General features: G+C 50.5%; 7 protein-coding genes. 5 read left to right on the top strand and 2 right to left on the bottom strand.

The genetic code is table 11. The annotated features are described in order from the left end of the window. Window positions 1-235 (bottom strand): hypothetical protein (locus WC488_04565; GenBank protein ID MFA5077672.1); only part of this gene is annotated, 235 nt, incomplete at its 3' end. A 116-nt stretch (window positions 236-351) separates the two neighbouring features. On the opposite strand from WC488_04565, the gene WC488_04560 reads away from it, so the two are divergent. The 3 genes from WC488_04560 (at window position 352) to WC488_04550 (ending at window position 2,032) form a co-directional block, all read left to right on the top strand. Continuing rightward, entirely contained in the window at window positions 352-1,182 is an 831-nt protein-coding gene (locus WC488_04560) for a hypothetical protein (protein MFA5077671.1), read from the top strand. A gap of 79 nt (window positions 1,183-1,261) precedes the next feature. Continuing rightward, window positions 1,262-1,552, top strand: coding sequence for a hypothetical protein (locus tag WC488_04555; GenBank protein ID MFA5077670.1), 291 nt, complete (start codon window positions 1,262-1,264; stop codon window positions 1,550-1,552). Window positions 1,553-1,561: 9 nt separating this feature from the next. Then, entirely contained in the window at window positions 1,562-2,032 is a 471-nt protein-coding gene (locus tag WC488_04550) for a TspO/MBR family protein (protein MFA5077669.1), read from the top strand. Here the strand turns inward: WC488_04550 and WC488_04545 are convergent. Next, window positions 2,025-2,648, bottom strand: a complete 624-nt coding sequence (locus WC488_04545) for a TMEM175 family protein (protein MFA5077668.1) — start codon at window positions 2,646-2,648, stop codon at window positions 2,025-2,027. The genes WC488_04550 and WC488_04545 overlap by 8 nt on opposite strands. A gap of 61 nt (window positions 2,649-2,709) precedes the next feature. Here WC488_04545 and WC488_04540 point away from each other — a divergent pair, with 61 nt between their 5' ends. Together WC488_04540 and WC488_04535 are read left to right on the top strand one after the other, a co-directional pair. Beyond that, window positions 2,710-4,245, top strand: coding sequence for a DUF1846 domain-containing protein (locus WC488_04540; protein MFA5077667.1), 1,536 nt, complete (start codon window positions 2,710-2,712; stop codon window positions 4,243-4,245). A 47-nt stretch (window positions 4,246-4,292) separates the two neighbouring features. Next, complete coding sequence (locus tag WC488_04535) at window positions 4,293-4,511, top strand: hypothetical protein (GenBank protein ID MFA5077666.1); 219 nt, start codon at window positions 4,293-4,295, stop codon at window positions 4,509-4,511. Window positions 4,512-4,644 lie beyond the last annotated feature (133 nt).

Below are 4,644 nucleotides of genomic sequence, written 5' to 3'. Positions count from 1 at the left end.
CTATTTTTGCGACTTTGGAAATATCCGGCCCCTCTGCGTGCCTGATTTCCCCTGGGGCAAGCTCCTGAATTCGCATGTTCACCTGGAAGACAGGGAGCTCTGAAAACAGCTTTGCCCTGGTTTTTTCCACGTCCTCCATTACGCGCTGCTGGAAATCCATGCGTTCCTCCAGCGCCTTCACAGCGTCAAGCTTCGCGCCCAATCCGGCAGTTCTTCCCCTGGGTTTGGTTTCCATAAGGGAAATTCCAATCCGGAATTTATATTGCTTTCGCATTTATGCCGGCCATAGGCTTTAATGTTTTAAAAAATGGGAAAACGTATATTTAAATATTTTCTAGCTGAAATCTGCTTATGCCTAAGCCTAAAAACCGTTTTTACGCCCAGCCCCCGCATTCTGGGATAAAGGAAGTTTTCCTTGCTGTCCCGCATTCAACCGAGTTCGGGGCAGCTGATGCATTCAGGAAAATTTTTGAGAAAAAGCTCCTGTGCGAAGGAATAGCAGTAAAAAATCTTCCCAGCCCCAGAAGCAGCGAAAAGGCATTCGAGCTGAGGAAAGAGATAGAAAAAAGAGGTTGGAGCCGTTTTGAAACAGTAATTATTGCTACAGATACACTGCTCGCTTTCTACGATGCGCTGGAACGCGCAAGGGTGATTCACACAGCATTCGGCAAAAGCTGGGAAGGCAAGCTTTTCCTCGAGTTTCACGCTTACGCGCATCATCCAAATAGAACGCATACAAAGCATACTAACGAAATAGAAGGAACGGGCATAGAGCTATTTATGGACGCCGATCCGAGTTCCAAAAACTCCGGCCTGAGCGTTTTCGACCACGTGCTGGGAAGCACATATTCTTTTCTGCAATATCCGTTTGAAGGAACTCCGAAGGTTGCGAAGCTCCTGGGCATGGACCTCCGCAAATCCTTTCTTGAATATTATAAGCTCGTGAGGCGGATAGCCGCCTATGGGGAAAGAATAGGGATGTTAGAAATCCCCGGAAAGCTCAATTCCCAAAACGAGATGGCCAGCTATTATTCGCGACTGGAGCGGAGATTCAAAAGGGAAGGCATCGCTCGCGAGCTCATAAGCGATTTCGAGAGGGCCTATTGCATGGAATTTGTTTCAATCCCTGCCTTTGAAATGGACGCCATTGATAAGGTTTTTAATGCACTCATTGGTAAATAGCCCATGGGGCTTTCCTTCATTGAAAAGGAAGGGCAAGCGGAAGTTGGAAACGCGGAAAACGAAAAAACAAGGTGATTGGATGGGATTTGATTTCCTGAAAGCGGTAGGGGCAGGCGTTCTTGCGGCAATTGCAGGCGTGTTCGTAGCCATGGTGGGGATACTCGCCATATTCATATTCGCAATCCTCGGGGCCGTAATGGGCGCAATCGGGGGCTGGATAGTCAGCATTGCACCAATTATCGGGCCTTTGGTGAAAGAGGGCTTCATGGCTTTCGGAGTGGCCAATCCGAACCTGGTCGCGATAGGCGCGATGCTCGGATTCATTGCCGGATTCTTCAAGTCCAATTTCGGAGGGCACAAGTGCGAATGAGATGGGCACATGGAGACCAGGGAGGCATTGAAGCTCATCGGATGCGTAATTTTATGCGAGCTGGCCGGGGCAATAGGCGCGATGTTCACTGCGTCTTCCATAACTGGCTGGTACTCCGGACTGGCTAAGCCGGCTCTCACGCCCCCTAACTGGGTTTTCGGGCCTGCGTGGACGCTTCTTTACGCGCTCATGGGCATATCATTTTACCTGGTTTACTCAAGCAAAAGCAAGGAGAAGAAAGGCGCGATGATATTTTTCGGAGCCCAGCTCGCGCTCAACGTCCTCTGGTCAATAGCTTTCTTCGGCCTGCATTCTCCGCTTTACGGGCTTTTGGTGATAGTTCCGATGTGGATTCTCATCGCAGCCACAATTTGGAAGTTCAATCCGATTTCAAGGAACGCGGCGCTCCTCTTAATTCCGTACATCCTCTGGACCACGTTTGCCGCGTATCTGAATTACAGCGTTTTCGCGCTCAATTGAAAGCCGCAGCCACCTTTTTCGCAGGGTAGATGAGCAGCCACATCAGCATCGCAACCTGCGGGTTGAAGGGCGCGACCAAAACAGAAACCAGGAATATCGCGGGTGCCGTGAGCATCACTCTCTTCGTCTGCTCTATGTGCTCTTTTGAAAGCTTGGCCTCCACGAGCTTGGCCTTTCCAGTCGCGTAATCCCATACCACGTATTCCATGAATCCCGCAACCGCGAGAATCAGCGCGTAGAAAATAACCGGAATAGGCGTCTCGTCCCCGTATTCCCCTATCAGCATGGAGACAAACGGTATTGTGACTATGAAGAAGAGAAGGATCAGGTTGAGCCACAAGAGCGCATAATCGTGCTTCCTTATGCTCCTGAACATCCTGTGATGGTTCATCCAGAACATCGCGGTTATGTAGAAGCTCAGCACAAAGGCCAGGTATTTCGGCCATAAACTGATTACCGCCGGCAGCAGGCTCTGTGCGCTCACACCGTCCGGAATGGTCAGATTAATCACGAGGAGCGTCATCGCAACCGAGAAAACCCCGTCGCTGAGCGCAATCATCCTCCCGAATCCCATCCCGCCCTCGCCTTCCGGGCTTTCCTGAGAATCCTTTTCCATGCGAAAAACCAATGCTTGAACTCGCGATAAGTATTTATTTTCTACTGCCCCCTTCAACTCCATGCTGAAAAACTCATTCTCCTTCATGGGCAGGACTGGCTTCGACAGTGCGAAATACCTGGATGTCCAGTCCGACGCGATAATAGAGCGCGCCTCCCACTTCCACAAATTATATCTGGAGTTCGGCGGAAAGCTCCTTTTCGACTACCACGCTGCGCGCGTGCTCCCTGGCTATTGCCTCAACTCCAAGATGGAAGTGATAAAGCGGCTCGCCCAGAAAAGGCACCTGGAATTCCTCTTCTGCGTGAGCGCGCGGGACCTGCAGAACGGAAAAAGGATGGGCGCTTTAGGAATAACCTACAGGGATTTTTCGCTCAAGATGCTGGATTCCATAAAGGGCTACGGGTTCGCTGTCCCGAACGTCGTTATAAACCTTTTTTCCGGCGAGCCGGCAGCAAAGCAGTTCGGGGGGTTCCTGAAAAAGCAGGGCTACCGCGTGTATTACCGCGGACTGATAAATAATTACCCGGACGACCTGAAAACAATTGCATCATCCCGCGGATTCGGGAAAAAACCCTTCATCAAAACCCAAAAATCCATAGTGATAGTGACCGGCGCAGGGCCCAACTCGGGAAAAATGGCCACCTGCCTCGCCATGGTTTACCAGGATTACATAAAAGAAGTGGATTCGGGATATGCGAAATTCGAGAGCTTCCCTATATGGGACCTCCAGCTTGCGAACCCGATAAACCTCGCGTACGAGGCCGCGACCGCTGACATAGACGATTACAACCTGATAGACCCGTACCATCTGAAAGCCTACGGGATTAAGGCGGTCAATTACAACCGGGACGTCAAGAGTTTCGTGATGATACAGAGCATGTTCAACCGCATAATCTCGGAAAAGAACTTCATGCGCACGTACAAATCCCCCACGGACATGGGCCTGAACAGGATGACTTCCGGAATCAGGAATCTCAAGCTGTGCGAACATGCGGCGCGCCAAGAGATAATACGGAGGTATTTCGCATACCTCTCTGATTTCCTTTCCGGAACCGGGAAGGAAGAGCCTGTTTTCTCCGTAAAAGAGCTCATGCGCAGGCACAAAATCTCGTTCTCGGAACGGCCTGTGGTGGAAGCTGCGCGCAAAACCGCGGAGAAGGCGCACGGGAACCAGGGGCTGAAAGTGGGGTGCGCGATAATGCTCCCGGACGGCGCCGTAATTACAGGAAAGAACAGCCCGCTTATGCACGCAGAATCAGCTGCGATAGTGAACGCGCTGAAAAAGCTGGCAAAAATAGACGACACGCACATTCTTCCATTAGAGTATATACACCAGATAAAGGAGCTGAAGAAGAAGATGCACGAGGAGGATTCGGAAAATTTGGATGTTCACGAGATTCTCGTGGTGCTTGCGATAAGCGCGAAAAACGACGGGGAAGCCGGAAAGGCGTTCGACTGCCTCGGGGATTTGCACTCATGCGAACTCCACACCACGCACATGCTCTCCAGGAAGGACACGTCCGCACTCCGGGCTCTCGGGATAAATTTCACTTCTGACGGAAAGATGGAAGTAGGGAAGCTATATATGGGCTGAAAAATACATTTAAATACTTTTTTTACCAATTAGAATCGGGTGGGTTAATGACTCGGATGAGAGTGTGCACTATAGGATGGCAGCCAGGCATTGCGCCAGACAAAAGATTAGTCGGCGTGCGCGACCCGAAAGTTGATCCCAGAAACATACATGCTGAAATAAAGCGTTTTGTGCTTCCAGAAAAGCCGGCTGGGAAGTATCGGCTTGAGCTCGGAGATGTAATTGACATACCTCCAAACGCCAAGGAATTTAAAGGCAAGCCGTGATTCTCCCAGAATGGACAAAAAACTGAAGATTTGCCCGAATTGCGGAAAAATCCTAGAGGCCAAGGATTTCCTCTCCAACTATTTGGGCCTCGCCCTTGAATCAGTGGTGGAAAAATTCAGGTGCGGCAAATGC

It is taken from the genome of Candidatus Micrarchaeia archaeon (genome assembly GCA_041650355.1).
Taxonomy (GTDB): domain Archaea; phylum Micrarchaeota; class Micrarchaeia; order Anstonellales; family Bilamarchaeaceae; genus JAHJBR01.
Note: the sequence above shows the minus strand (reverse complement) of the source record. Positions and strands in the feature narration are given on the sequence as shown.

Bases quoted from the DNA above. Each gene is read 5' to 3' on its own strand.
- WC488_04545 (MFA5077668.1), bottom strand. From the start codon at position 2,648: ATGGAAAAGGATTCTCAGGAAAGCCCGGAAGGCGAGGGCGGGATGGGA.
- WC488_04540 (MFA5077667.1), top strand. From the start codon at position 2,710: ATGCTGAAAAACTCATTCTCCTTCATGGGCAGGACTGGCTTCGACAGT.
- WC488_04555 (MFA5077670.1), top strand. From the start codon at position 1,262: ATGGGATTTGATTTCCTGAAAGCGGTAGGGGCAGGCGTTCTTGCGGCA.
- WC488_04560 (MFA5077671.1), top strand. From the start codon at position 352: ATGCCTAAGCCTAAAAACCGTTTTTACGCCCAGCCCCCGCATTCTGGG.
- WC488_04535 (MFA5077666.1), top strand. From the start codon at position 4,293: ATGACTCGGATGAGAGTGTGCACTATAGGATGGCAGCCAGGCATTGCG.
- WC488_04550 (MFA5077669.1), top strand. From the start codon at position 1,562: ATGGAGACCAGGGAGGCATTGAAGCTCATCGGATGCGTAATTTTATGC.